This is a genomic window from Citrobacter sp. wls716 (assembly GCF_005280975.1).
Lineage (GTDB): Bacteria > Pseudomonadota > Gammaproteobacteria > Enterobacterales > Enterobacteriaceae > Citrobacter > Citrobacter youngae.
In genome coordinates this window covers 46131-71723 of record NZ_SZWX01000039.1, presented here as the reverse complement: position 1 = coordinate 71723, position 25593 = coordinate 46131, and the positions used below count along the sequence as shown (strand labels likewise).

The window sequence follows — 25593 nt, the reverse complement described above, 5'->3', positions numbered from 1 at the left end:
GCGATTACCAGTTGTGAAGGTCGCTGGCCGTATCCGTCATATAACGAACACCGCTAATGGTCGGCAGCAACTGATTGATCAAACGGTTCCAGCGAGCAACCGGCGCGGTCGTGACATACACCACATCGTAAGGCTGGAGTCGGAAAGAGGTCGCCATCACCAACGATGTCGCGTCAGACATATCAAGCTGGTAGATATTGGCTATCTTGCCGTTATGTCCACCCTCGCCTTTTAATGGACGAATAACAAAGATGCCACTGGCATTGGAGGTGGTCAGGTCGATGCCCTCCGCATTACCCAGCGCTTCGGTGAGTGTCATACCGCTGAAGTCCATCTTGAGGGTGCTCTGTTTTTTCACCTCACCCATCACGAACACTTTCAGGTCGTCATTTCGTGGGACAAACAGAATATCGCCAGGATAGAGCAGACGGTTCTGGCTCAGATCGCCATTTTGCATTAGCGCTTGCAGTGAAATGCGTTGCTCCTGCCCTTTGTGAGTCAGCACAACGTTGCGCCAGTCGGCCGCTTCTGTGAGGCCGCCTGCGGCATTAATAGCATCAAGGATAGTAAGAGGTACGTTGGTGATGGCCTGCTGACCGGATTTATTCACCTGCCCGGAGACATATGCCTTTTGCGAGCGGAATGCGGCGATATTAACGTCCACCTGCGGGTCTGCGATGTACTTCGCTAAGCGCCCGGTAATATCACTACGAATTTCTGCCAACGTTTTTCCCACCACGCTAACTTTGCCAATGTAGGGATAAAACATGGTGCCATCAGGTTGCACCCAGTTTCCTGTATCGCTTGAGCTACGATACTGTCCCGCAGGCGTGGTGAGTTCGGGATGATCCCAGACGGTGACATTCAGGACATCGCCGGGTCCGACCCGGTACTGATACCCGGAGATCTCCTGATCCAGCGACATATTAGGTTGAGCAACATTCGGTCGCGGACGCAATTGTTCAACCAGTCGAGGGGTAAGCGGATAAACATTCACCATCCGGTTGATATCAAAATCGGCATCCTGCTGCTTAATCACATCTTTGCCCATGGTAGACATATTGCTGCCCGGAAACACGGTACAACCGTTGATCAATATTACCGACACCAATACTGGCATCAATTTAATTTTGGATTTCATCATTGATTATTTATCACTTTGGCAGAGTCATTATCACGTGCGTTTTAAATAGCGATTACGCCTGTTTGCATTCACCTTGCCGTTAATTGAATAGAAATTTAACTGGCATCAGTCCTAAAAAAAATGAATCCATCTGCAGTCTCTTGACAGAATAATTTAGGTTTATCATCAGGCGACCAGGCACGCTACCGCCCCTGGCTTTATTGGCTACCAATGCACTGATTAATTTATATTTTTACCATCCTCGCTGTTGTCATCATATTCATAGCGCCTGCCCATCAGTAATAGCATGGTGCGATACTGGCAACATATTTCTCTTTTGATTATTACGGGAAGAATTGTTGCAGCTAACCGAATAGCAGGCAAGATAACAAGCCCTGAAATGTAGCCTTTTAAGATTAATATTAAGCATAAGGTATGTATATTTTTAGGATTTTATTGATGTTGACAATGTTAATATATAAATATCCAGCCTGCGATATTTCCTAAATATAACTGCATAAATAAAGCCATTTCTTGCAGTTACCTTCCGACTATTCTCTCGCCTCTGTCCTGATATAAAGGGCAGAGAAATCCCTTCTCGCCATTGCATTTTTCGTCGGTTTTACCCATGATCGAATTGTGACAATTGTCATATAACTATGGGTATAGCATTTACTATGGAATGGATTGCCGATCCGTCAATCTGGGCCGGACTCGTCACGCTAATCGTGATAGAACTCGTTCTTGGCATTGATAATCTTGTTTTTATTGCCATCCTCGCGGAGAAACTCCCGCCATCCCAGCGGGATAAGGCGCGTATTACCGGGCTACTGCTGGCGATGGTTATGCGCCTGCTGCTGCTGGCATCAATATCATGGCTGGTGACGCTGACCACACCTCTGTTCAGCATTCGGGACTTCAGCTTCAGCGCCCGCGACCTGATCATGCTGTTCGGCGGTTTCTTCCTGCTGTTTAAAGCCACTATGGAGCTCAACGAACGGCTGGAAGGGAAAGACAGCGACAATCCCACCCAACGTCGGGGTGCGAAATTTTGGGGCGTGGTCGCGCAAATTGTGGTACTTGATGCCATTTTCTCACTGGACTCGGTGATCACCGCTGTTGGTATGGTTGATCATCTGGCGGTCATGATGGCGGCGGTGATCATTGCCATCAGCCTGATGATGCTGGCCAGTAAATCGTTGACCCGCTTTGTTAACAGCCACCCAACTATTGTTATTCTGTGCCTGAGCTTCCTGTTGATGATTGGTTTCAGCCTGGTCGCGGAAGGCTTTGGTTTTCGCATACCGAAAGGCTATCTGTACGCGGCTATCGGCTTCTCGGTCATGATAGAAGCCCTGAACCAGTTGGCTATTTTTAACCGTCGTCGCTTCCTGTCGGCTAACCACACGTTACGCCAGCGTACCGCCGAGGCGGTGATGCGTCTGATAAGCGGTCAAAAAGAAGATGCCGAGCTGGATGCCGAAACTGCCGCTATGTTGGCGGATCATCATGAAGGCCAGATTTTTGCACCACAAGAACGGCGGATGATTGAGCGCGTACTGAACCTTAATCAGCGAACCGTCAGCAGTATCATGACGTCACGCCATGATATCGAGCATATTGATCTCAATGCTCCGGAAGCAGAAATTCGCACACTACTGGAGAAAAACCAGCATACGCGCCTGGTCGTAACCGGAGAAGATGAACAGGAAGAACTGCTCGGTGTGGTGCATGTAATTGACCTTCTGCAACAGTCGCTGCGTGGCGAACCGCTCGATTTGCGCGTCTTACTTCGCCAGCCGTTGGTATTCCCGGAAACCCTGCCGCTTCTTCCTGCGCTGGAGCAGTTCCGAAACGCCCGGACGCACTTCGCTTTTGTGGCCGATGAGTTTGGTTCGGTGGAAGGAATTGTGACGCTCAGCGACGTGATGGAAACCATCGCGGGTAACTTGCCAAATGAAGTCGAAGAGATCGACGCTCGTCATGATATTCAGAAAAATGCCGATGGGTCGTGGACGGCAAACGGCCATATGCCGCTGGAAGACCTGGTGCAGTATGTCCCGATCCCATTAGATGAGAAACGTGAGTACCACACCATTGCCGGGCTGTTAATGGAGTATCTGCAGCGCATCCCGAAAACCGGAGAGGAAGTACAGGTTGGCGACTATTTGCTGAAAACCTTGCAAGTAGAAAACCATCGAGTGCAGAAAGTCCAGTTGATACCACTGCGCAGTGAAGAAGAGATGGATTACGAGGTATAAGCGACATGCCGGATGGGGCTGAAGCCGCCATCCGGCACCAGGGTTCAAAGTTTATCCAGCAGCTTTTTAACGTCTTTGCCGTTGCGAGAGTCTTTGTTGCGATCGGCCCAGTCGTTCAATCGGCGTTTCGCTTCATCCTGCATATGCTTACGCAAGAGTTGGTCCACCTGCAGGTTATAGTTCAACGACTGCCACTTACCATAGACCCTGAGCGGAACTGGGGTCGCTTTGAGGAAATCGATCAATTTACTTTCCCCATTCCATCCGCCCAGCACGCGCACGTTAAACTGAGTATCACAATTTTGCTCAACCAGATCTAACGTGCCCTTACCCGAAAGCGCCAACATGGCAGACTGCCCTTCCATGTTATCCAGCGTAACCTTGCCGTTATCCAGCGTCAGATCGGTCACAAAGCGATCCAGCCGCGTCGCATTATCCAAATCCTGTTGTGAGCCTGCATTACCGCCGCTACGTTCAACCGCCTGTTGCACCAGTTGCTGGAAGTTCATGCCTTCCATACGCGTGCCGCTCATCTCAACATTGGCCTGTCCTTGCCAGCTGTGGCGAAATGCCTGCGCATCAATGTCAGAGCCCGAAAAATCGCCAGCCAGTGACAGCTTGCCAGTAAGGGCTATCGGATAGTCAAAAGCTTTCAGGATAGTGCCGATTTCTACGCCTTCCAGCCGTGGGTGAAAGACTGCCCGTGGTGAGCCTTTTCTGGCATCCAGCGAACCTGGAAGTGAGATCAATCCACCGTCACTTTTCCCCTGCAACTCATTGATATTCAACAAGCCAGCCTGGTTGACGATTTTTGCAGAAACATGATCAAATGCCATTTTCCGCCAGAGAACTTTATCCGCCTGTAGTGCAATGTTGGCGGAAAATCCTTGCAGCCCCTGATAAGAGACGGCATCAACCTGCGAGGAAATGACTGGTCGCGCCAACGTCGACTGGCTCTGACTCTGCTGTGCCCCGGTATCTGTCGCCGCCAGAGCATCATGCTGTACAATCAGGTTATCCAGATTGAGCTGGCCGAATTTCAGATTGACGTCCCATGCGGGTTTCTCCGCCAGCGTCACCTGAGCTTGCCCGGCGAGTGAACTGTCATTAGCAGTTAAGTTAATCTGCGTAAAGTTGAGCTGTTTTTTCTCTTCCTGCCACCGAGCCTGAAGCTGCCCCTGGCCGCGGATCCCCTGCGGCGGCAAGTCAGCGCCCTGTAACTGCCAGCTCAGTTGCTCAATATTGGCGACTAAATCATGCGGATAGTCAGACGCATCGACAGCGCCGCTGATGGACAACGTCAGGTCGCGCTGGTCACGGTTAACGCGGCCGGTGAAATCGAACGTTCCACGATGCTGGGCATCCTGTTCCATATTCAGGTGAATATCACGAACCGTTATCTGTTCATCGTCTTCATGCTGGAATACCAGAACGCTGTCAGCCACGCGCAGGCGAGCGATATCAAACGACCATCCACGATCCTCTGCCAGATCCGGCAGTGTATTATCTTTTGGCGCAACAGGGGCATCGACTCCGCGCACAGCCTCGGTTTCAGGTATGAGTTGAATCACCGCGCCTTTGAGCATGACTTGCTTTACGCTGAGTTGGTGACTCAACAACGGCCACAAGGCGACGTCCAGACGCATATTGTCGGCACGAACCAGCGGTTCGCTGGCACCTTCGGCCGTTAGCACCATGCGCCCGGAGAGAATGCTCAACTGGGGCCATACGTGCCAGCGCAGAGGACCATCCAACTGCAGTTGATATCCGCTACGCGCCGCAACTTGCTTCACCATGTATGCGCGGAAATCATTCGGATTAACCAACAATACTAACGCAGAGAAACCGGCCACCAGCACGACCAGAATAATCATCAGCGTCGTCAGAAATCGTCTCATGCTATCCCCAATGGACTGAAAACACTCAGTCTTTATCGATCCGGCTGGCTACCGCGCCCTGCTGATCGCGATACTTCGCATCCTGGCGACGGTTGTAAGGTCGCGCTGCCGGACCGGAAAGCGGTTCGAAGCTCAGTGCCCCTATCGGCATACCGGGGCGCAGAGCCAACGGTAATTTTCCTGAGTTGTAAAATTCCAGGACGATGCACCCCGACCAGCCCGGATCAATACGGTGTGCCGTAACATGTACCATCAGGCCCAGACGTGCCAGCGAAGAACGGCCGTCTAACCAGCCAACAAGGTCGGAAGGCAGCGTAACGGATTCGAAAGTTACCGCCAGCGCTAATTCACCCGGATGCAGGAAAAACGCCTCACCGTCTTTGAGGACAATTTCATCACTCATTACGCGGTCAAGCGCAGCACTGACTTCATCCTTCGGTCCGCTCAAATCGATATACGCCGCCGTATGACCGCGGAACGTACGAAATTTGTTACCAAGACGCACATCTACCGTTGCGCCATTGATACGCTCGACAGGAGGACGTGGATTGATCGACAGACGACCTTCATCCAACCAGGCTTCAATATCTCGGTCACATAAACGCATGGCACTTTCTCCTTTCGTGCTTCAAACCCTTAATGCCAGGCGCGTTAAGGGTGAACCAGGTTATCACTGAACGGTACACAATTCGCTGAACTTATTCAAAGAACTGACTGATTTTCGCCTTCAGAATATCGATAGCAATGCGGTTTTTACCCCCGCGAGGCACGATGATATCGGCGTATTGTTTTGAAGGCTCAATAAATTGCAGGAACATCGGACGTACGGTTTTTTGGTACTGCGCCATCACCGAATCCATTGAACGACCACGTTCATTCACATCCCGTTTGATACGGCGCATCAGGCAAATATCCAACGGCGTATCAACAAAAATAGAGAAGTTCATTTCATCACGCAAACGTGCATCCGTCAGCAACAAAATGCCTTCCAGAATAATGACTTTCTTAGGTTCAATATGAATAGTTTCTTGTGTGCGCGTGTGTTCAACATAGCTATAAACGGGCAATTCAATGGCGGAACCACGTTTAAGTGTTTGCAGATGCTGAAACAGCAAACTGTGATCCATCGCGTTCGGATGGTCGTAGTTCGTTTTTACGCGTTCTTCCATCGACAGATGGCTTTGATCCTTGTAATAGCTGTCTTCGGGAATAACGCCAATATGTTCGTCACCGACTTGTTCACGCAATTCGCGATAAAGGGTACTGGCAATAAGACTCTTGCCGGAAGCCGATGCGCCGGCAATGCCGATAATGACGCACTGATGGGACTGATCAGTCATAAATTTAGCGACCTGATTAACCTGGATGTAAGGAAGGGCGGCGTCGAAACGCCAAACGCGGCAATTATAGGGATTTCAGCCGCGCGATGCCAGCCCAGGCTGCACCAATGCTTTCCCTGTCGCAAATTAAAACGGTTAATTTTAAAGCAGGCTCAAATTTTATTCACCCGCCTTAGGAATTAATGGCTTGGGCGTGTTAATTTATGAGCAACTGGCGTATAAATTGTAAATTATTTGTACTAGCATAAACGAAGATTAAACGTGATGCGGCCGGTAACTCTGCTGGCCGACATCGGCTATTTGGGTAAAGTGGTAATGAGTAAACAATTCCAACATGTTTTAGTTACCCTACCCCATCCTCTGCTGCGCCTGGCCAGTTTAGGTCTGGTAGCATTTATCTTTACGCTATTTTCGCTGGAGCTGTCGCGCTTCGGTACCCAACTGGCACCGCTTTGGTTTCCAACCTCAATCATGATGGTGGCGTTTTACCGCCATGCAGGAAAAATGTGGCCCGGGATAGCGCTGGCTTGCTCATTCGGCAGCATCGGCGCGTCTTTGCTGTTTTTTCCTGGAGGCTCGCTTAACTATACTTATACGACCATCAATATTATTGAAGCGGTCGCCGGCGCGATGTTATTGCGCAAACTGCTCCCCTGGTATAACCCCTTACAGAATCTGAATGACTGGGCGCGTTTGGCCTTGGGTAGCGCCGTCATCCCTCCGCTGTTAGGTGGTGTGCTGATGTGGCTACTGCTCCCGGAGGGAACCTCGTTAAATACATTTCTCATTTGGGTGCTTTCCGAATCCATCGGCGCGCTGGCGCTGGTGCCATTAGGTCTGTTATTCAAGCCTCATTATCTGCTGCGCCACCGCGATCCACGTTTACTGCTTGAGACCCTCATCACGCTGCTCGTCACCTTAACGTTCAGCTGGCTTTCCATGATGTACGTGCCGTGGCCGTTTACCTGCGTCATTGTGTTGCTGATGTGGAGCGCCGTCCGTTTGCCGCGTATGGAAGCATTTTTAATCTTTCTCAGCACCGTCCTGATGGTCTCTCTGATGCTGGCGGCCAACCCATCGCTGCTCTACACCCCGAAAGCGAATGTGATGACAAGTATTCCGTGGCTGCCGTTTTTGATGATTCTGTTGCCAGCCAACATGATGACTATGGTGATGTACGCATTTCGGGCCGAGCGAAAACACATCTCGGAAAGCGAATCGCGTTTTCGTAATGCTATGGAATATTCCGCGATTGGCATGGCGCTGGTCGGTACCGAAGGGCAGTGGTTACAGGCAAACAAGGCGTTGTGTCAGTTTCTTGGCTACAGTCAGGAAGAGCTGAGAGCGCTGACCTTCCAGCAGCTCACCTGGCCGGAAGATCTGAATAACGACCTCGAACAACTCGGCATGTTGGTCCGTGGTGAAATCAACAGTTACTCCATGGAAAAGCGCTATTACACGCGCGCGGGCGACGTTGTCTGGGCATTGCTGGCCGTTTCGCTGGTACGCCACAGCGACAACACCCCGCTCTACTTTATTGCACAGGTTGAAGACATAAACGACCTGAAGCACACCGAGTGGATGAATAAGCGGCTGATGGAACGCATTACCCTCGCCAACGAAGCGGGCGGTATCGGTATCTGGGAGTGGGAACTGCAACCCGACGTGATCAGTTGGGATAAGCGCATGTTCGATCTCTATGAAGTCCCGCTACATATCAAACCCAGTTGGCAAGTCTGGTACGAGTGCGTCGTACCGGAAGATCGCGAGCATGCTGAAAATGTGATTCGCGACTCTCTGGCCGCACGAATTCCCTTTAAGCTCGAATTTCGTATTGCAGTACGTGACGGCGTACGCCATATCCGCTCGTTGGCTAACCGGGTACTGAATAAAGACGGAGAAGTTGAACGCTTACTCGGTATCAATTTGGATATGACCGAAGTGAAGCAGCTTAACGAAGCGCTGTACCAGGAAAAAGAGCGCCTGCACATCACGCTGGACTCAATCGGCGAAGCGGTGATTTGCATTGATGTCGACATGAACGTGACCTTCATGAACCCGGTTGCCGAGAAGATGAGCGGCTGGCAGCAGGACGACGCGATAGGTATTCCGTTACTGACAGTGCTGCGAATTACCTTTGGCGATAACGGCCCATTGATGGAAAACATCTACAGTGCCGATATGTCGCGTACTGCCATAGAGCAGGAGGTGGTTCTGCATTGCCGTAACGGCAGCAGTTACGACATTCAGTACAGCATTACGCCACTCAGTACCCTTGACGGTGGTAGCATTGGCTCCGTACTGGTCATTCAGGATGTCACCGAGTCGCGTAAGATGTTACGCCAACTGAGCTACAGCGCGTCGCATGATGACCTCACCCATCTTGCTAACCGGGTCAGCTTCGAGAACCATCTGAAACAATTGCTACAAGCCGTACACAATACGCATCAGCGCCATGTTCTGGTCTTTATCGATCTGGATAGGTTTAAAGCCGTGAACGATAGCGCGGGCCATGCTGCAGGCGATGCCCTGCTGCGCGAACTTGCTTCTCTGATGCTCAGCATGCTGCGTACCAGCGATGTACTGGCTCGTCTCGGTGGCGATGAATTCGGCCTGTTGCTGCCGGATTGCAACATCGAAAGCGCTCGCTTTATCTCAGGCCGTATTATCAGCGCCATCAACGAGTATCAGTTCAGGTGGGAAGGCCGTCTGCACCGCATAGGCGCCAGTGCGGGTATTACGCTGATCGATGAGAAAAATCATGTCGCGACTGAGGTCATGTCTCAGGCAGATATCGCCTGTTATGCCGCCAAAAATAGTGGGCGTGGCCGGGTCTGCGTGTATGAACCCCAGCAAAGTCAGACGCACGCCTCACGGGAACTGCTGTCGTTTGATGAACAGAAGCACATTATTGCGCACAACCCGATGCTCATGATCGCCCGGGGAGTGGCCTCTCCACGCATTCCTGAGACATTCAGCTTCTGGCTACTCTCACTGCGCCTGGGAACAGAGGACGGTGATGTTATCGAAGAGCATATTTTCCGTACCGGACTCGTTGACCCCACGCTTAATCATGCGCTTGACCGCCGGGTTTTTAACGAATTTTTCCAGCATGCAGCGACGGCGATTGCCAGTAAGGGGCTCAGTATTGCCCTGCCCCTTTCTGCCGCCGGACTGTTGAGTACCGAACTTGTGGATGAACTTCTGGCGCAGTTGCAGCATAGTCCGCTACCACCACGCTTATTACACCTGACCGTTCCAGCCGGAGTGATGAAATCGCATCCAGCTCAGAGCCTATCGGCCATTCAGCGACTTCGTCACGCGGGTTGTCGGATTATTTTAAGCCAGGTCGGACGCGACTTAGAGATTGTTGAAAACCTGAAGTTTCACACCGTCGATTACCTGTTACTCGACAGTGAGATCAGCGCCAGTGTTCACGGCAACCTGATGGATGAAATGTGGGTTTCTATTATCCAGGGTCATGCACAGCGACTGGATATCAAAACGATCGCCGGCCCCGTGCAAATGCCGCTTATTATGGACGCACTTTCTGGTATCGGTATTGATATGATCTACGGCGACATCATTGCTGATGCTCAGCCGTTGGATCTGCTACTCAATACCAGTAACTTCGCTATCAACTGACGGCTGCCACCCTTCCGTATACCAGATATGTAATAACGCATAGGAGCGCCACGGCTTCCAGCGCTCGGCATAGAGCCGGATCTGGGCTGGTGTCATGCCCGGAAAGCGTTGTTTGATCAAATAATCGTCAGGAAGAAAAACATCTTTCGCCTGCCAACCGCGTAGCGCGAAATAATTGGCAGTCCAGCGCCCTATACCGGGAAACGTTTGTAAGTGCTTTACGCCTTGCTCAATATCAACTGGTGCAACCGATGCAAGCCTTCCGGTAAGCATTGCTCGTGCCAGATGAATGAGCGCTTCGGCGCGTTTGAGCGGCATCCCTAAGGCTTTCAGATGCAAAGGCTCAGCTGCAGCCAGCGCTTGTGGTGTGGGAAAACAAACATACTCAGGCGCGTCATCAAGCCTGTCACCGTAGGCGCGTACAACTTTCGCGGTCAGTTTTGCCGCCATTGCAACGCTAACTAACTGGCCTAATATCGCCCTCACACCTTGTTCAAAGGCATCGACAGAGCCAGGCAGCCGCAGTCCAGGACGCGCTGCGCCCAGGCTGCCCAGCGCGTTAGCAATATGCTGTGGGCAACAGCGAAGATCGAACAACCGCTCAATTTTGGCGAGGCATTCTGGCGCAACGGGCTGTAACCCCGGACTTAGCCTGACCTGCAGCTGGTGTGTCTTCAGGTCAGGCACTACGCTCACCAGTCCACGATATTCACCGATAACCAGGCTTCTGGTGTAATACAGCTCCCCGACGGTTTCGACGCCATCCACCGCACGGGCGGCAAGAAACCCTAGCATCCAGGACCAGTCATAAGGCGGCTGCCAGCTCAGTGTTAACATTCAGGTGTCCTTTTTAGTTAAACCTACAGCATAAACAGTATTCAATCGATACGCCTTGCTTTCATATTCCAGTTGTCGGGGCGGCGACATTTCGCTAAAGTCACGCCCCTTCTTCACTGGCATGGGGATTTCTACGGTGTTTATTGGTTTTGACTACGGTACGGCAAACTGTTCAGTAGCCGTAATGCGTGACGGGCAGCCACACTTGCTCAAAATGGAAAACAACAGCACGTTACTGCCCTCAATGCTTTGTGCGCCTACGCGCGAAGCGGTGAGCGAATGGTTGTATCGCCATCATGATGTCCCCACGACGGATGCCGAAACACAGGCGCTACTGAGTCGTGCAATGCGTTATAACCGCGATGAAGACATCGATGTTAGCGCCAATAGCGTGCAGTTTGGTCTGGCGTCACTGGCGCAATACATTGACGACCCGGAAGAGGTGTACTTTGTTAAATCGCCAAAATCATTCCTGGGTGCCAGCGGTCTGAAGCCGCAGCAGGTTGCGCTGTTTGAGGATCTGGTCTGCGCGATGATGCTGCATATTCGCAATCAGGCGCAAAACCAGCTGCCGGAAGCGATCACCCAGGCCGTTATCGGTCGCCCGATCAACTTCCAGGGGTTAGGCGGTGATGACGCCAACGCCCAGGCGCAGGGTATTCTGGAACGTGCGGCCAAACGCGCCGGTTTTCAGGATGTCGTCTTCCAGTACGAGCCGGTAGCCGCGGGTCTGGATTTTGAAGCAACCTTGCAGGAAGAAAAACGCGTACTGGTGGTGGACATCGGCGGTGGCACCACTGACTGTTCGCTACTGCTGATGGGGCCGCAATGGCATCAGCGCGCCGATCGCGAAAACAGCCTGCTGGGACACAGCGGTTGCCGCGTGGGCGGTAACGATCTGGATATTGCGTTAGCCTTTAAACATCTGATGCCACTGCTGGGCATGGGCGGCGAAACGGAAAAAGGCATCGCATTGCCGATTTTACCCTGGTGGAATGCGGTCGCGATCAACGATGTTCCCGCGCAAAGTGATTTCTACAGTACCGCCAATGGACGTTTACTCAACGATCTTGTCCGCGACGCGCGTGAAGCAGACAAAGTCGCGCTGCTGCTTAAAGTCTGGCGTGAACGCCTGAGTTATCGCCTGGTACGCAGCGCAGAAGAGAGCAAAATTGCGCTTTCTGACCAGACAAATGTTACCGCGGCACTGCCGTTTATCAGCGATGCGCTGGCCACCGCTATCAGCCAGCAAGGACTGGAAATGGCGTTAAATCAACCGCTGGCACGTATTCTTGAGCAGGTTAACTTAGCGCTGGATAACGCGCAGGAAAAACCGGATGTCATTTATCTGACCGGCGGTAGCGCCCGTTCACCGCTGATCAAAAAAGCCCTTGCTGAACAGCTTCCGGGGATCCCTATCGCCGGTGGCGATGATTTCGGCTCTGTCACCGCCGGACTGGCCCGCTGGGCTGACGTTGTTTTCCGCTAAGCGGCTCGCAGGCTCAAAGGTGCGCGTATTGACATCATCGTTACTGTGGCTTATTTTCAGGAGTGAGGGTTAGGGAAGGTTTCCCCTCCCCCTGGTGTCTTAGTAAGCCGGTAAGCTAATGACTAAGAGTACCACCAGTATGATGACGTACTTCATCATAACCCTTTCCTTATTTTGGCCCCTTCCTCGGGAGGGGCTTTCCCGTTCCAGCATCCCGCTGAAATCTTTGGCTTACCTCCTTTTGCCTTGACCGCACTCTAACGCACAATGACGCATTCGCTATTTTCGCCGCAAATTGTTGCGTAATGCCTCGCAAAGCCGCGCCGTCATTCAGACGAATCCCGACAGTGTTTCATAATTCCTCCATTTTTCTCCCTTGTTCACTGGCTAAACTAGTATCATTCCGCGAAACGTTTCAGGATGAGAAACTCATAACAATGAAAGGCCGTAACAAATCCCGCAGGGTGATAGTAATCGTGATCGTCGTGGCCGCCATCGCCGCCTTCTGGTTCTGGCAAAGTCGCAGCGAGCCCCAGGGAACAGCCCCCGGCGCAACCCGTCAGACGCAACCCGCTCCGACAGCGGGACGGCGAGGAATGCGTTCCGGTCCGTTGGCTCCGGTTCAGGCGGCCACGGCAGTCGAACAAGCGGTTCCACGCTATCTGACCGGGCTGGGTACCATTACTGCCGCGAACACCGCGACGGTACGCAGTCGCGTGGACGGCCAACTCATCGCCATACACTTTCAGGAAGGGCAACAGGTGAAAGCCGGCGATCTGCTGGCTGAGATAGACCCCAGTCAGTTCAAAGTCGCACTGGCGCAGGCGCAGGGGCAACTGGCAAAAGATAAAGCCACGCTGGCCAATGCTCGTCGCGACCTCGCACGCTATCAGCAGTTGGTTAAAACCAATCTGGTCTCTCGTCAGGAACTGGATGCGCAACAGGCGCTGGTCAACGAAACACAAGGGACGATAAAAGCCGATGAAGCCAGCGTCGCCAGCGCGCAATTGCAGCTCGACTGGAGCCGGGTAACGGCACCTGTTGATGGTCGGGTGGGCCTGAAGCTTGTGGATGTGGGTAACCAGATATCCAGCAGCGATACCACCGGGATTGTCGTCATTACACAAACCCATCCTATTGATCTGGTTTTCACTTTGCCAGAGAACGATATCGCGACCGTAGTACAGGCACAGAAATCGGGGACGCCACTGAAAGTTGAGGCCTGGGACCGTACCAACTCACAAAAACTGAGCGAAGGCGTGCTGCTGAGCCTCGATAACCAGATTGACGCCACCACCGGCACCATCAAAGCAAAGGCCCGCTTTAACAACCAGGACGATGCCTTGTTCCCGAATCAGTTTGTTAACGCTCGCATGCTGGTCGACACGCAGCAAAATGCCGTTGTGATCCCAACAGCCGCCCTGCAGATGGGCAACGAAGGCCACTTTGTCTGGGTGCTGAACAGCAACAACAAAGTCAGCAAACATCTGGTTAAACCGGGTATTCAGGACAGCCAAAAAGTGGTGATCGCCGCAGGGTTGTCCGCGGGCGATCGCGTCGTCACCGACGGGATTGATCGTCTGACGGAAGGAGCTAAAGTCGAGGTCGTGGAGGCTCACGCCGCCACCACTAGCGACGACAAAGCCACACCGCGCGGCTATGGCAAAAAAGGAGCGAGCTCCTGATGCAGGTGTTACCTCCCGGCAATACAGGCGGCCCGTCCCGCCTGTTTATTCTGCGCCCCGTCGCCACCACGTTGCTGATGGTCGCGATTCTGCTTGCGGGTATCATCGGCTATCGTTTCCTGCCCATTGCGGCATTGCCGGAAGTGGATTACCCCACCATTCAGGTCATAACGCTCTATCCCGGAGCCAGCCCGGATGTCATGACGTCTGCGGTTACCGCGCCGCTTGAACGTCAGTTTGGCCAGATGTCTGGCTTAAAACAGATGTCATCACAAAGCTCCGGTGGCGCATCGGTCGTTACGTTACAGTTTCAACTGACCCTGCCACTGGATGTTGCCGAGCAGGAAGTTCAGGCCGCCATCAATGCTGCTACCAATTTATTGCCGAGTGACCTACCTAACCCACCGGTCTACAGCAAAGTTAATCCAGCCGATCCGCCAATCATGACGCTGGCCGTCACCTCGACCGCCATGCCGATGACGCAGGTGGAAGATATGGTCGAAACCCGCGTCGCGCAGAAAATATCTCAGGTTTCCGGCGTCGGTCTGGTAACACTTTCCGGTGGACAAAGTCCGGCGGTCCGCGTGAAGCTTAACGCACAGGCCATTGCCGCACTCGGTCTGACCAGCGAAGCCATCCGAGCGGCCATCACCGGTGCCAACGTCAATTCAGCAAAAGGGAGTCTTGATGGGCCTACGCGTGCCGTTACCCTTTCAGCTAACGACCAGATGCAGTCCGCAGATGAATATCGTCAGCTCATTATTGCCTATAAAAACGGTGCGCCGGTTCGTCTGGGCGATGTCGCTACCGTCGAACAAGGGGCAGAAAACAGCTGGCTGGGTGCATGGGCAAATAAGCAACCAGCCATTGTGATGAATGTGCAGCGCCAGCCTGGGGCAAACATCATCTCCACAGCTGACAGTATCCGTCAGATGCTGCCGCAGCTCACCGAAAGCCTGCCCAAATCAGTTAAGGTCAGCGTGCTTTCGGATCGTACAACCAATATTCGTGCCTCTGTGGCAGACACCCAGTTCGAGCTGATGCTGGCGATAGCGCTGGTGGTGATGATTATCTACCTGTTTCTGCGCAATGTTCCGGCGACAATTATTCCCGCCGTCGCCGTACCGCTATCGCTAGTCGGCACTTTCGCGGTGATGGTATTTCTTGATTTCTCCATCAACAACCTGACCTTAATGGCGCTCACCATCGCAACGGGCTTTGTGGTGGATGACGCTATCGTGGTTATCGAGAATATTTCGCGCTATATCGAAAAAGGGGAAAAACCGCTGACTGCCGCCCTGAAAGGCGCAGGCGAGATTGGTTTTACCATCATCTCCCTGACGTTTTCATTGATTGCGGTATTGATCCCTCTGCTATTCATGGGCGATATCGTCGGGCGCTTGTTCCGTGAATTCGCCGTTACGCTGGCCGTGGCGATTCTGATTTCCGCCGTCGTTTCACTTACCCTCACGCCGATGATGTGCGCGCGTATGCTTAGTCAGGCCTCGTTGCGTAAGCAAAACCGCTTTTCCCGCGCCTCGGAGCGCATGTTCGATCGTGTGATTGCCGGGTACGGTCACTGGCTGGCAAAAGTGCTTAACCATCCGTGGCTGACGCTGAGCGTGGCGCTCGGCACGCTGGCATTGAGCGTCATGCTGTGGGTTTTCATCCCCAAAGGTTTCTTCCCAATTCAGGACAACGGCATTATTCAGGGCACGCTGCAGGCTCCACAATCCAGTTCATTTGCCAGCATGTCCGAGCGCCAGCGTCAGGTTTCAGATGTCATCCTTAAAGATCCGGCGGTAGAGAGCCTGACCGCGTTTGTTGGCGTAGATGGTACGAATCCGGCATTAAACAGCGCGCGTTTGCAAATCAACCTTAAACCGCTGGATGAACGTGACGATCGCGTGCAGAAAGTGATCGCCCGGTTACAGGACGCGGTTGACAGAGTCCCCGGCGTTGACCTCTACCTTCAGCCGACCCAGGACCTGACAATTGATACCCAGGTCAGCCGGACGCAATATCAGTTCACGCTGCAAGCAACTTCCCTGGATGCCCTCAGCACCTGGGTTCCGCAGCTGTTAGCAAAACTACAGCAGCTACCGCAACTATCCGATGTCAGCAGCGACTGGCAGGATCAAGGTCTGGTGGCGTATGTGAACGTCAATCGCGACAGCGCCAGCCGTTTAGGCATCAGCATGGCGGATGTCGATAACGCCCTGTACAACGCCTTCGGTCAGCGGCTGATTTCAACCATTTACACCCAAGCCAACCAGTATCGCGTGGTGTTAGAACATGACACCAACAATACCCCTGGGATTGCTGCGCTGGATACCATTCGTCTGACCAGTAGCGATGGCGGGATCGTACCGCTCAGCACGATCGCCAGCATTGAGCAGCGCTTTGCACCGCTATCAATTAACCATCTTGATCAGTTCCCGGTGACGACTATCTCGTTCAATGTGCCAGATAATCAGTCATTGGGCGATGCAGTACAGGCGATTCTGGATACTGAAAAAACGCTTAACCTGCCTGCTAACATTACCACTCAGTTCCAGGGCAGTACGCTGGCCTTCCAGGCTGCGCTGGGTAATACCATCTGGTTGATTGTGGCGGCAGTGGTCGCGATGTATATCGTGCTCGGCGTATTGTACGAAAGCTTTATTCACCCGATTACGATTCTCTCTACACTCCCCACCGCGGGTGTCGGAGCGCTGCTGGCGCTCATGATTGCCGGCAGCGAACTGGACGTCATCGCGATTATCGGCATTATTTTGCTCATTGGGATCGTCAAGAAAAACGCCATCATGATGATCGACTTTGCCCTTGCCGCTGAACGCGAACAGGGTATGGCGCCACGTGACGCCATTTTCCAGGCGTGTTTACTGCGTTTTCGCCCAATCCTGATGACTACGCTGGCAGCGCTGCTCGGCGCGTTGCCGCTGATGTTAAGTACCGGTGTGGGCGCGGAGTTACGCCGTCCATTAGGGATTGGCATGGTTGGCGGTCTGTTGGTAAGTCAGGTATTAACTCTGTTTACCACGCCGGTGATTTATCTGCTGTTTGATCGACTATCGCTGTACGTGAAAAGCCGCTTCCCACGTCAGGAAGAGGAAGCGTAAATGAACTTTTTCGCGCTTTTCATTCATCGTCCGGTAGCGACCATTCTCATCTCGGTGGCGATTACGCTGTGCGGCATTCTGGGCTTTCGTCTGCTGCCGGTCGCTCCACTGCCGCAGGTTGATTTCCCGGTGATTATGGTCAGCGCATCATTACCCGGTGCCTCCCCTGAAACGATGGCATCTTCGGTCGCAACTCCGCTGGAGCGCTCACTTGGGCGGATTGCGGGCGTAAATGAGATGACATCAAGCAGTTCGCTTGGCAGTACGCGCATTATTCTCGAATTTAAATTTGACCGCGACATCAACGGTGCAGCGCGGGACGTACAGGCCGCCATTAACGCAGCGCAAAGCCTGCTGCCCAGCGGGATGCCCAGCCGCCCGACGTATCGGAAGGCCAACCCTTCTGATGCGCCAATCATGATCCTGACGCTCACGTCTGACACATACTCACAGGGTGAACTGTACGATTTCGCATCGACGCAACTGGCGCAGACCATCGCACAAATCAATGGCGTCGGTGATGTGGATGTCGGAGGAAGCTCTCTTCCCGCCGTGCGTGTGGGGCTTAATCCGCAGGCGCTGTTTAACCAGGGTGTATCACTGGACGCAGTGCGTAGCGCGATCGACAACGCTAATGTGCGTAAGCCACAGGGCGCTATCGAAGATGAAACCCATCGCTGGCAGGTACAAACTAACGATGAGCTGAAAACCGCCGCCGAATATCAACCTATTATCATCCACTATAACAACGGCGCAGCGGTGCGGCTGGGTGACGTTGCGTCTGTAACCGACTCGGTACAGGACGTTCGTAACGCGGGGATGACCAACGCCAAACCGGCCATTCTGCTGATGATCCGCAAACTGCCGGAAGCCAATATTATTCAGACAGTAGACAGCATTCGCGCCAAATTGCCGGAATTACAAACGCTGGTCCCGGCCGCCATCGATCTGCAAATCGCCCAGGACCGTTCGCCGACTATTCGCGCCTCGCTGGAGGAAGTCGAACAGACGCTGATTATCTCCGTCGCGTTGGTTATCCTGGTGGTGTTTGTTTTCCTGCGCTCCGGGCGCGCGACCTTAATCCCCGCAGTAGCGGTTCCGGTCTCGCTGATTGGTACCTTTGCCGCCATGTATCTGTGCGGATTCAGCCTGAATAACCTGTCGTTGATGGCGTTAACCATTGCGACGGGATTTGTCGTCGATGATGCCATTGTGGTACTGGAAAATATTGCCCGCCACCTGGAAGCGGGAATGAAGCCACTCCAGGCGGCATTACAGGGTACGCGCGAAGTAGGATTCACGGTGCTCTCCATGAGCCTGTCGCTGGTGGCGGTTTTCCTGCCTCTGCTGTTAATGGGGGGATTGCCTGGGCGCCTGCTGCGCGAGTTTGCCGTCACGCTGTCGGTTGCCATCGGTATTTCACTGCTGGTATCGCTGACGTTGACGCCGATGATGTGCGGCTGGATGCTCAAATCCAGCACGCCACGCGAACAGTCGCGTAAGCGGGGATTTGGCCGTGTATTGGTGGCATTACAACAAAGCTACGCCACCTCGCTGAAGTGGGTGCTACGCCACACGCGCATGGTGGGCGTGGTGCTACTCGCAACCATTGCTCTGAACGTCTGGCTCTATATTTCAATCCCCAAAACCTTCTTCCCGGAGCAGGACACCGGCGTGCTCATGGGCGGGATCCAGGCCGACCAGAGCATCTCTTTCCAGGCGATGCGCGGCAAACTGCAGGACTTTATGAAGATCATCCGCGACGATCCTGCGGTAAATAACGTTACCGGGTTTACCGGCGGATCACGCGTCAACAGCGGAATGATGTTTATCACCCTGAAGCCACGTGGCGAACGTCACGAAACGGCGCAACAGGTGATCGACCGCCTGCGTGTCGCGCTTGCCAAAGAACCCGGCGCAAACCTGTTTCTGATGGCGGTGCAGGATATTCGCGTCGGTGGTCGCCAGGCTAATGCCAGCTACCAATACACTCTGTTATCAGATGACCTCGCAGCACTACGCGAGTGGGAACCGAAAATCCGTAAGGCGCTTGCCGCCCTGCCCCAACTGGCTGACGTCAACTCCGATCAGCAGGACAATGGCGCGGAGATGAATCTTATCTACGATCGCGACACCATGTCTCGTCTGGGGATCGACGTCGCAGCCGCCAACAGCCTGCTGAATAACGCCTTTGGTCAGCGACAAATTTCAACCATCTATCAGCCGATGAACCAGTACAAAGTGGTGATGGAGGTCGACAGGCGTTACACCCAGGACATTAGCGCGCTGGACAAAATGTTCGTCATCAACAATGACGGTAAGGCGATCCCGTTATCGTACTTTGCCAAATGGCAACCGGCGAATGCGCCGCTATCGGTAAATCATCAGGGATTATCTGCCGCCTCAACCGTGTCGTTTAACCTGCCGACAGGTTCTTCTTTATCTGAGGCGACAGAGGCCATCAACCGAACCATGACCCAGCTCGGCGTTCCCTCCACGGTTCGCGGCAGCTTTGCCGGTACGGCGCAGGTATTTCAGGACACCATGAACTCACAGGTGATCCTGATCATCGCCGCTATTGCCACGGTCTACATCGTGCTGGGCATGCTGTATGAAAGCTATGTTCACCCGCTGACCATTCTCTCCACGCTACCTTCAGCGGGCGTTGGGGCTTTGCTGGCGCTGGAGCTGTTCAATGCCCCGTTCAGCCTAATCGCCCTGATAGGGATCATGCTATTAATTGGCATTGTGAAGAAAAACGCCATCATGATGGTCGATTTTGCGCTGGAAGCGCAGAGAAATGGCAATTTGCAGCCGGAAGAAGCGATTTTCCAGGCCTGCCTGCTGCGTTTTCGCCCAATAATGATGACCACGCTGGCGGCCCTGTTTGGTGCGCTGCCGCTGGTATTATCCGCAGGTGACGGCTCTGAACTGCGTCAACCACTGGGGATAACCATTGTTGGCGGGCTGGTTGTCAGTCAGCTCCTGACGCTGTACACCACGCCTGTGGTCTATCTCTTTTTCGACCGTCTGCGTCTGCGTTTTTCGCGTAAAAACAGCAAACCGGTAGCAGAGTTATGACAGAACTTCCCGACAGCACCCGCTGGCAACTTTGGATTGTGGCATTTGGCTTTTTTATGCAGTCGCTGGATACCACCATCGTCAACACCGCGCTTCCCTCGATGGCCAAAAGCCTCGGGGAAAGCCCACTGCATATGCACATGGTCATTGTGTCGTATGTGCTTACCGTTGCCGTAATGCTCCCCGCCAGCGGCTGGCTGGCTGATAAAATCGGTGTGCGCAATATATTCTTCACCGCTATCATTCTGTTTACGCTGGGATCGCTTTTTTGCGCCTGGTCCGGAACGCTGAATGAACTGGTGATGGCTCGCGTGTTACAAGGTGTAGGCGGCGCGATGATGGTGCCGGTCGGCAGATTGACGGTGATGAAAATCGTCCCACGCGAGCAATACATGGCGGCAATGACATTCGTCACCTTGCCCGGTCAGATTGGTCCACTTCTGGGCCCGGCATTAGGCGGTATTCTGGTTGAGTACGCCTCCTGGCACTGGATCTTTTTGATTAACATTCCGGTAGGCATTGTCGGGGCAATAGCGACGTTAATGCTGATGCCCAACTACACCATGCAAACTCGCCGTTTCGACCTTTCTGGATTCATGATGCTGGCTGTCGGCATGGCGGTACTCACCTTAGCGCTTGATGGTAGTAAGGGAACCGGCATTTCCCACATCACGCTGGCAGCACTGGTTATCTGTGGCGTACTGGCGATCCTGCTGTATCTGAAACACGCCCACAACAACCCTCGTGCACTGTTTAGCCTGCACCTGTTTCGTACACACACCTTCTCGTTAGGCCTGTTTGGCAGCTTTGCCGGGCGGATTGGTAGCGGGATGTTACCGTTCATGACCCCGGTATTCCTGCAGATTGGATTGGGCTTTTCGCCATTTCATGCTGGCTTGATGATGATCCCGATGGTGCTGGGCAGTATGGGAATGAAACGCATCGTGGTGCAGGTCGTCAACCGGTTTGGTTACCGTCGCGTACTGGTCACCACCACGCTTGGCCTGTCGATGGTCAGCTTGTTGCTGATGAGCACCGCGTTACTCGGTTGGTATTACGCCCTGCCGTTCATACTGTTCTTACAGGGAATGGTCAATTCTACCCGCTTCTCCTCAATGAACACGCTGACGCTAAAAGACCTGCCGGATGACCTCGCGAGCAGCGGCAACAGCCTGCTGTCGATGATCATGCAACTGTCGATGAGTATCGGGGTAACCATCGCCGGTCTGTTGTTAGGCATGTTCGGGCAGCAACATATCGCCATCGACAGCGCGTCTACGCATACCGTCTTTATGTATACCTGGCTGTGCATTGCGTTCCTTATCGCACTGCCCGCCATCATTTTTGCCCGCGTGCCGGACGACACGCAGACCAACGCGGTGATTTCACGGCGCAAAAGGAGCACCTGATGAAGTTCTGGCGGCCCGGTATCACCGGCAAACTGTTTCTGGCGATTTTCGCCACCTGCATTGTGTTGCTGATCAGCATGCACTGGGCCGTACGCATAAGCTTCGAACGCGGTTTTATCGACTATATTAAGCACGGTAACGAACAGCGGCTGCAAATGTTGAGCGATGCGCTCGGCGAACAGTATGAACAACATGGCAACTGGCGATTTTTGCGCAATAACGATCGGTTTGTTTTTCAGATCCTACGTTCTTTTGAACACGACAACGACGATGATAAACCGGGTCCAGGTATGCCGCCGCACGGCTGGCGTACACAGTTTTGGGTTGTCGATCAAAATGCCCACGTACTGGTCGGCCCGCGGGCTCCGGTCCCCCGCGACGGTATGCGCCATCCCATCCGCGTCAACGGTAGCGAAGTGGGTGCTGTGATTGCCTCTCCGGTGGAGCGCTTAACGCGTAATACCGATATCAATTTCGACATGCAGCAAAGACGTTCCAGCTGGCTTATCGTTGCGCTCTCCACGATCCTGGCGGCGCTGGCAACGTTTACGCTGGCGCGTAGCCTGCTGGCCCCGGTCAAACGGCTGGTGGAAGGCACGCACAAACTTGCGGCTGGTGATTTCACCACTCGCGTTGCGCCGACCAGTACGGATGAGCTGGGTAAACTGGCGCTGGACTTTAACCAGCTCGCCAGTACGCTGGAAAAAAACCAGCAGATGCGCCGTGACTTTATGGCCGATATTTCTCACGAACTACGCACGCCGCTGGCAGTTTTGCGCGGCGAACTCGAAGCCATCCAGGATGGTGTACGTCAGTTCACGCCGGATTCGGTAGCCTCACTGCAGGCCGAAGTCGGTACGCTCACCAAACTGGTAGACGATCTCCATCAGCTTTCTATGTCTGATGAAGGTGCGCTGGCCTATCAGAAAACCTCGCTGGACCTGATCCCTCTGCTGGAAGTGGCCAGCGGCGCGTTTCGTGAACGTTTTGCCAGCCGTGGACTGACGATCCAACTTTCACTCCCGGACAGCATGACAGTCTTTGGCGACAGGGATCGCCTGATGCAACTGTTTAACAACCTACTGGAAAACAGCCTGCGCTACACCGACAGCGGTGGCGGTCTGCATATCAGCGCCGAACAGCGCGAGCGGATGGTGTTATTAACCTTCGCCGATTCCGCCCCCGGCGTTAGCGACGAACAGCTACAGAAACTGTTTGAACGTTTTTACCGCACCGAAGGGTCCCGTAACCGAGCCAGCGGAGGGTCCGGGCTGGGGCTGGCAATTTGCGTCAACATCGTCCAGGCGCATAATGGTCTGATCCGCGCCGCCCATTCGCCTTTTGGCGGGGTTAGCATTACAGTAGAATTACCGCTGGAACGCGATTTACAGAGAGATGTATGACTGAGTTACCCATTGATGAAAACACGCCGCGTATTCTGATCGTGGAAGACGAACCCAAGCTGGGGCAACTGCTAATCGACTACCTGCGTGCGGCAAGCTATGCCCCTACACTCATCAATCACGGTGATCTGGTGTTGCCTTACGTACGCCAGACGCCGCCCGATCTGATCTTGTTAGATCTGATGTTGCCAGGTACCGACGGTCTGACTCTGTGTCGGGAGATTCGTCGTTTCTCGGAAGTCCCCATCATGATGGTGACCGCCAAAATCGAAGAGATTGACCGCCTGCTGGGGCTGGAGATCGGCGCCGATGACTACATTTGTAAACCGTACAGCCCGCGGGAAGTCGTCGCGCGAGTGAAAACGATCCTGCGCCGTTGCAAGCCACAGCGCGAACTGCAACAAATGGATGCAGACAGCCCGCTGATTGTCGATGAAGGTCGTTTTCAGGCATCGTGGCGTGGAAAAATGCTCGACCTGACGCCCGCTGAATTTCGCTTACTCAAAACGCTGTCGCATGAACCGGGAAAAGTGTTCTCCCGCGAACAGTTGCTTAATCATCTCTACGACGATTACCGCGTGGTTACCGACCGCACTATCGACAGCCATATCAAGAACCTGCGCCGTAAACTGGAATCGCTTGATACAGAGCAGTCGTTTATCCGCGCGGTCTATGGCGTAGGATATCGCTGGGAAGCCGATGCCTGCCGGATTGCTTAATCTGCCAGAAGTCAAAAAGGCCGGGTAAGGCGAAACGCCCACCCGGCACAATAACTTTACCTACCCGTCACGCAGCGATACAATGCCCGCCCTTAATATGGGGGCACTCCCCCAACCGCTTCATTCAGTGAAGCGAGTCTGACCTGTCATCAGAACGAGAAAACTATGTTTAAACCGGAACTCCTTTCCCCGGCGGGAACGCTGAAAAATATGCGTTACGCTTTCGCCTATGGCGCAGATGCTGTGTATGCGGGCCAACCGCGTTACTCTCTGCGTGTACGCAACAACGAATTCAACCACGAAAACCTGCAGCTCGGCATTAATGAAGCCCATGAACTGGGTAAAAAATTCTATGTGGTGGTGAACATTGCCCCGCACAACGCCAAGCTGAAAACCTTCATTCGTGACCTGAAACCCGTTGTGGAAATGGGGCCGGATGCGCTGATCATGTCCGATCCAGGGCTTATCATGCTGGTGCGCGAAAACTTCCCGGAGATGGACATTCACCTTTCGGTACAGGCTAACGCCGTAAACTGGGCAACGGTGAAATTCTGGAAACAAATGGGGCTGACCCGCGTGATCCTGTCTCGCGAACTGTCGCTGGAAGAAATTGAAGAGATCCGCACCCAGGTTCCGGATATGGAGCTTGAAATCTTCGTGCACGGTGCGCTGTGCATGGCCTACTCCGGCCGTTGCCTGCTCTCCGGCTACATCAACAAACGCGACCCTAACCAGGGTACCTGTACCAATGCCTGCCGCTGGGAATACAACGTGCAGGAAGGGAAAGAAGATGTAGTGGGTAATATCGTACACAAATATGAACCCATACCGGTACAAAACGTGGAACCGACGCTTGGGATCGGCGCGCCTACGGACAAAGTGTTTATGATTGAAGAAGCCCAGCGTCCGGGTGAATACATGACCGCGTTCGAAGACGAACACGGTACTTACATCATGAACTCAAAAGATTTACGCGCAATTGCCCACGTTGAACGCCTGACCCAGATGGGCGTGCATTCGCTGAAAATCGAAGGCCGTACCAAGTCTTACTATTACTGCGCCCGTACCGCACAGGTCTATCGTAAAGCCATTGACGATGCTGCAGCCGGTAAACCGTTCGATCCGCAACTGCTGGAAACACTGGAAGGCCTGGCACACCGTGGTTATACCGAAGGATTCCTGCGCCGCCATACGCATGACGACTATCAGAACTACGAATACGGTTTTTCTGTTTCCGAACGTCAGCAGTTTGTCGGCGAATTCACCGGCGAACGCAAAGGCGATCTGGCCGCTGTACTGGTGAAAAACAAATTCACCGTCGGTGACAGTCTGGAGCTGATGACGCCTCAGGGTAACGTCAATTTCACCCTTGAGCAGATGGAAAACGCGAAAGGCGAAGCTATGCCAGTTGCGCCTGGTGATGGTTATACCGTATGGATGCCCGTACCGCAGGATATCGATCTGAATTATGCATTGTTGATGCGTAATTTTGCCGGTGAGTCTACGCGCAACCCGCATGCTAAGTAGTTAATTACGGTTATTTTTCAGCGTTCGGAAGATTCTTAGAAATCGATCACATAC

Annotated in this window: 16 protein-coding genes; 10 read left to right on the top strand and 6 right to left on the bottom strand. The window is 53.4% G+C overall.

The genetic code is table 11. The annotated features are described in order from the left end of the window. Positions 1–4: 4 nt before the first annotated feature. Positions 5–1144: a polysaccharide export protein gene (locus FDX24_RS15175; protein ID WP_137364554.1), complete on the bottom strand. Its 1140-nt coding sequence runs from the start codon at positions 1142–1144 to the stop codon at positions 5–7. A 656-nt stretch (positions 1145–1800) separates the two neighbouring features. On the opposite strand from FDX24_RS15175, the gene FDX24_RS15170 reads away from it, so the two are divergent. Further along, positions 1801–3384: a TerC family protein gene (locus FDX24_RS15170; RefSeq protein ID WP_048212046.1), complete on the top strand. Its 1584-nt coding sequence runs from the start codon at positions 1801–1803 to the stop codon at positions 3382–3384. 44 nt (positions 3385–3428) lie between these two features. Here FDX24_RS15170 and asmA read toward each other — a convergent pair whose 3' ends face one another. From asmA to udk, 3 genes are all read right to left on the bottom strand, one after another. Next, a complete protein-coding gene (gene asmA, locus FDX24_RS15165; protein ID WP_116360250.1) occupies positions 3429–5282 on the bottom strand; it encodes an outer membrane assembly protein AsmA in 1854 nt (617 codons plus the stop codon). A 25-nt stretch (positions 5283–5307) separates the two neighbouring features. Further along, a complete protein-coding gene (dcd, locus tag FDX24_RS15160) occupies positions 5308–5889 on the bottom strand; it encodes a dCTP deaminase (RefSeq protein ID WP_003036774.1) in 582 nt (193 codons plus the stop codon). Positions 5890–5980: 91 nt separating this feature from the next. Next, on the bottom strand, positions 5981–6622 hold the full coding sequence (gene udk / locus FDX24_RS15155; protein ID WP_005128328.1) for a uridine kinase: 642 nt from the start codon (positions 6620–6622) through the stop codon (positions 5981–5983). A 315-nt stretch (positions 6623–6937) separates the two neighbouring features. Between udk and FDX24_RS15150 the strand changes: the two genes are divergently transcribed. Continuing rightward, positions 6938–10267: a diguanylate cyclase gene (locus FDX24_RS15150; RefSeq protein WP_137364622.1), complete on the top strand. Its 3330-nt coding sequence runs from the start codon at positions 6938–6940 to the stop codon at positions 10265–10267. Here FDX24_RS15150 and alkA read toward each other — a convergent pair. Beyond that, complete coding sequence (alkA, locus tag FDX24_RS15145; protein WP_137364553.1) at positions 10235–11104, bottom strand: DNA-3-methyladenine glycosylase 2; 870 nt, start codon at positions 11102–11104, stop codon at positions 10235–10237. The genes FDX24_RS15150 and alkA overlap by 33 nt on opposite strands. A gap of 136 nt (positions 11105–11240) precedes the next feature. Between alkA and yegD the strand changes: the two genes are divergently transcribed. Further along, positions 11241–12593 carry a molecular chaperone gene (yegD, locus tag FDX24_RS15140; protein WP_137364552.1) on the top strand — a complete coding sequence of 451 codons (1353 nt, stop codon included), beginning with the start codon at positions 11241–11243 and terminating at the stop codon, positions 12591–12593. A 99-nt stretch (positions 12594–12692) separates the two neighbouring features. Here the strand turns inward: yegD and FDX24_RS23855 are convergent, their stop codons facing one another. Beyond that, entirely contained in the window at positions 12693–12752 is a 60-nt protein-coding gene (locus tag FDX24_RS23855; RefSeq protein WP_350203163.1) for a type I toxin-antitoxin system Ibs family toxin, read from the bottom strand. Between the two features lie 278 nt (positions 12753–13030). Between FDX24_RS23855 and FDX24_RS15130 the strand changes: the two genes are divergently transcribed. From FDX24_RS15130 to yegQ, 7 genes are all read left to right on the top strand, one after another. Further along, positions 13031–14278: an MdtA/MuxA family multidrug efflux RND transporter periplasmic adaptor subunit gene (locus tag FDX24_RS15130; RefSeq protein WP_137364551.1), complete on the top strand. Its 1248-nt coding sequence runs from the start codon at positions 13031–13033 to the stop codon at positions 14276–14278. Continuing rightward, positions 14278–17400 carry an MdtB/MuxB family multidrug efflux RND transporter permease subunit gene (locus FDX24_RS15125; RefSeq protein ID WP_137364550.1) on the top strand — a complete coding sequence of 1041 codons (3123 nt, stop codon included), beginning with the start codon at positions 14278–14280 and terminating at the stop codon, positions 17398–17400. The genes FDX24_RS15130 and FDX24_RS15125 overlap by 1 nt, the downstream gene beginning before the upstream one ends. Then, complete coding sequence (gene mdtC / locus FDX24_RS15120) at positions 17401–20481, top strand: multidrug efflux RND transporter permease subunit MdtC (RefSeq protein ID WP_116360253.1); 3081 nt, start codon at positions 17401–17403, stop codon at positions 20479–20481. Then, a complete protein-coding gene (locus FDX24_RS15115; protein WP_048212053.1) occupies positions 20478–21890 on the top strand; it encodes an MFS transporter in 1413 nt (470 codons plus the stop codon). Before mdtC ends, FDX24_RS15115 begins: the two co-directional genes overlap by 4 nt. Continuing rightward, a complete protein-coding gene (baeS, locus tag FDX24_RS15110; protein WP_048212054.1) occupies positions 21890–23293 on the top strand; it encodes a two-component system sensor histidine kinase BaeS in 1404 nt (467 codons plus the stop codon). Before FDX24_RS15115 ends, baeS begins: the two co-directional genes overlap by 1 nt. Next, the gene (baeR, locus tag FDX24_RS15105) at positions 23290–24012 is read left to right on the top strand and encodes a two-component system response regulator BaeR (RefSeq protein WP_008785214.1); all 723 of its coding nucleotides are present in this window, start codon (positions 23290–23292) and stop codon (positions 24010–24012) included. The genes baeS and baeR overlap by 4 nt, the downstream gene beginning before the upstream one ends. Before the next feature lie 165 nt (positions 24013–24177). After that, positions 24178–25539 (top strand): tRNA 5-hydroxyuridine modification protein YegQ, encoded by a 1362-nt coding sequence (gene yegQ / locus FDX24_RS15100; protein ID WP_048212055.1) that lies wholly within the window; start codon positions 24178–24180, stop codon positions 25537–25539. Positions 25540–25593: the final 54 nt, after the last annotated feature.